This window comes from Oleiphilus sp. HI0086 (assembly GCF_001635225.1).
Genome location: NZ_LWFZ01000287.1, coordinates 1 through 3,525, shown reverse-complemented (window position 1 = coordinate 3,525; position 3,525 = coordinate 1). Strand labels below are relative to the sequence as shown.

Below are 3,525 nucleotides of genomic sequence, written 5' to 3'. Positions count from 1 at the left end.
ATATTGCTGCTGGTTCACACTTCTATTATGCGCTTGCAAGGATTGCATTTGCGCTACATTGAAGTATGTAAAAAATGAGATGAACGATAGAAAGATCGCAGCTAGGCCAACTGCGGACTTCCAATATAAACTAACAAAAAGCTGTTTTTTTGTGTCTTGCATTAGAAACGATACGCCACCTGAGCTAAAAACATATTCCAGTGCTTACGTTGTTTTTCCATATCTGGATTTTCTAAGTCAGGCAACCAAAATGTACCATTTACAGCGTGAAACTCGATTGAAAACATCCATTCGAACGAAGGAGCATAACTAATGCCAATAGTGGAGTCTTTAGCAAAAGCATTACGCGCATACCTATTGATTGGGTCACCGGCTTCATAGTCCGAGCCATCTTTGTCGTCTTTAAACCGATAAGCTTCGTCCTGGCGCACATATACCTGCATATTAGGTGATAGTTGATAATCTACCTGAACGTAATAACCAATAAACTTTTCCACATTTTTATTGCCAGCAAAAATGTTATCTACTTCGATATCTCGTCGTTGGATTTCAGTTGTGAAGCGCCATTTATCAATACTGAGTTCAAAAGAAAGCATCAATGCTTTTAGGCCAAGCTCACCCTCAAACAGTGGAGGGGTGACAGTAAGATCTTGAAACGTTTCCCCTGCTCCCGGTGTAAAATCAGCATCTAATTGAACATAAGAAAGCGCAGTGCGCCACGCACCAGAACCGGGTTCAAAAGACAGCCTCGTAAAGCTAGCGCGCTCATTATCGAAGCTACCAGAGGTTTTCGTACTTAAGATTGACTCAACACTATGACTATTAAAAATCGGCTCACCAAAAGCAGTACTAAACGACAACGTACCGCTCTGGAATTCCCGGTGCCCATAAAGCCCTATACTATCTGATGAATGTAATATCTCTTGCAAGTAATCAATATAAATAGACTCAGGCAACAGTAAGCTAGGACGTGTTACTGCAACATCTCTAGTTTCGTTAAAGAAGCCAAACGGATTCTTTAAACGCCCTGCTCTTAAACCTAAACCATATTCAAAATCATCAAAAAGCCGCCAATCAAGTATCGCAAAATCAAGTCTAGTACCTTTTGGCTCGCCGTTACCAATCTGTTTGTAAAGACCCTGCATGGAAAACTGTAAAGAGTTCGTCGCCTTCCAAGACCCGTTTAAACCAACACTATTGTATTTAAAGCTACCATCAGAACTAGAACCCAAAAAATCATTTTCATCGGTTAAAACAAAGCTTTGACTAACAAAACCGTGCCAATTGATATGATCCACTAGATATTTCTTAGCTTCCGTAGCGAAAGAAACTAAAGAAGTTCCACCCAGCACAACCGCTAAAACGGCCTTAGCGAATACTGACCGTAGTAACATGCTCATTCGACATGCCTCCTTCAACATAACCAATTGCCCCGGGTGTATTATTAATTGTCGCTAGCATATCTTCGACGGATTGAACGACAACAGGTCCCTGACCTATACCTGAGTATATATACCGGTCCCATTGACGCCTAAGTTGATGCGGGAGCATTTTTAAGGTATTCATCAAAAATGATCGATGAACCGGGTTGGTATCTTGGAAAACCACCACTGTAATCTTTGTTCCATCGGGCCAAGCTCTAGCTCTCAGACTAAAAATAGCGCGCAACTCATTTAAGCTTAAAGTGTCGGTTAGCGTGGAGAGATGAGTGATAACAGACTGCGCGTTCGCTGATTCACTGACATGACCGCCTGAGTCATCAGCATAACAGGTACGGGCGAGCGACAGTTGGAAAACTGCAATCAAAGAAATATAAATGATAAAGGACTTTATCCACATGATTACAAAGGTAGACCATAATCTGTGGATTGCCAAAGCCACAAACCTAAACACGCGTGGTTTTACACTTTAATAACATAGCTCTGAGTTTTAAGAGCAATATGGAGATATAAACAAGAATGGCCCGCCCTTCAGGATTCGAACCTGAGACCTTCCCCTTAGGAGGGGGACGCTCTATCCAGCTGAGCTAAGGGCGGAAAAATAGGCGCAGGAATAATAGCGAGCAAATGAGTCAGGCTCAAGTGGAAATTACACGTTGCAACAGATTATTCCCATACAATTGAAGCCAGGACTTGCGATACCCACTGTTACCTGCGACTAGGACAGTGCCTTAACCTTCGTTTGTAAACTTTGGAAGCGTTTGTATTGCCTATGCTGAGCAGGAATATGCTTAACATTGTCCAAGCATTGCTCACACTTTGCTTTGAGCTGAGGGTTGCCACCTTGCTGTCGAATTTGTTTTAGCATTACCTGGACGGTATTAAGGTTAAGGGCTGGGTGTTTTGGCGTAACCTGAAGCGCCTCATCAAAAACGCGAATCGCTTCGTCCAGATCACCCTCTTCAAATGCAGTAATACCACTCTTGTTAAGCTTTCTAGCTTTAACCCTTTTCTGAAGGCTAACAGGCTCATCAAGCAACTCTTCAATATTGTTCATGACACCCTTGTCGTCCGAGTGACGCTCTGCCAAATCACTTAATACCTTCTCGGCTTCGGTCTCGTCTCCCATACTGTAGAGTGTTTTAGCAAACTCCAAGGTTGTTTCAGCTGAGGCGCTCGATACATCCATTGTTTCCTGGGCTTTATCCAGTGCAGCCTGAGACTTTTTGTCATCACCCTGCCCTTTGTGAACACGGGCCTCGATCAATAATGCACTAGCCTGAACATTGACATCATCCTTAAATTTCTTACTAGCACGCCCTAGAATATGAACAGCTTCTTTTGCCTGTTTTTTACCATTATCCGACGTATCACCTTCAGCCAAATCAGAAAGGCAGCGACCTAAACTTAAATAATTTTCAGAAGACTCGTGTACAGAATTGTGCCCCAACTTTACACTTTGACAAAAAGCATCCGCAGCGCCTTCAACATCTTTATTTTTAGAGCAAACTTCAGCAAGTTTCTGCTGACGCAGAATAGCATGCGGTGAAATATCAACAGCCTTTGCCAAAGTTTTTTGCGCATCGCGGGCCTTCCCATGCTTTAGTTGCGCTTCGGCCAAGGTATCATAGGCTTCAATTAAGTTCGGGTTACCTGCTAATAAGCCTTGAAGCCCCTTGATAGCGCCTTCATAGTCGCCCAAAGCAACTTGCACCTTGCTTAAACCAAGCCTTGCCCAACCAATATCACGTGTCGATAACACGTCACGATATATCTTCGCTGCGCGTTCGTTCTCACCCATCTGAAAATAAAGACTAGCAAGCTTGCGCATACACCAGGTGATATATTTAGTTTCGTAGCGAACCTCTTTATTGATTAGTTCGATCGCTTTGGGGAGGTTTTCAGCATCAATCGCCTCATTAACAGGTTTCAATACCTCACGCTGCTCGATCATTGCATCCAAACGTTTTTGTAAAACGGCTTTTGTAATAGGCTTTGTGATGTAGCCATCAGGCAAGTATTCAAGCGCTCCCATGACCATATCTTTAGAAGTTTCTGCCGTGATGAGTATGAATATGCCTGTATG

At 43.0% G+C, this 3,525-nt stretch carries 3 protein-coding genes and 1 tRNA gene; all 4 read right to left on the bottom strand.

Features of this window, described 5'->3' with window-relative positions:
- Window positions 1-161 precede the first annotated feature (161 nt).
- Window positions 162-1,400: a hypothetical protein gene (locus A3756_RS03625; protein WP_068552938.1), complete on the bottom strand. Its 1,239-nt coding sequence runs from the start codon at window positions 1,398-1,400 to the stop codon at window positions 162-164.
- On the bottom strand, window positions 1,369-1,875 hold the full coding sequence (locus A3756_RS03620) for a hypothetical protein (RefSeq protein ID WP_156490240.1): 507 nt from the start codon (window positions 1,873-1,875) through the stop codon (window positions 1,369-1,371). The genes A3756_RS03625 and A3756_RS03620 overlap by 32 nt, the downstream gene beginning before the upstream one ends.
- 84 nt (window positions 1,876-1,959) lie before the next feature.
- Window positions 1,960-2,036 (bottom strand) — tRNA-Arg (locus A3756_RS03615).
- A 121-nt stretch (window positions 2,037-2,157) separates the two neighbouring features.
- On the bottom strand, window positions 2,158-3,525 hold a 1,368-nt coding region (locus A3756_RS03610; protein WP_068552937.1), incomplete at its 5' end, for a tetratricopeptide repeat protein.

What these genes read in the sequence shown, in the direction of transcription:
- A3756_RS03625 (WP_068552938.1), bottom strand. Translation starts at nt 1,400, where the DNA reads ATGAGCATGTTACTACGGTCAGTATTCGCTAAGGCCGTTTTAGCGGTT.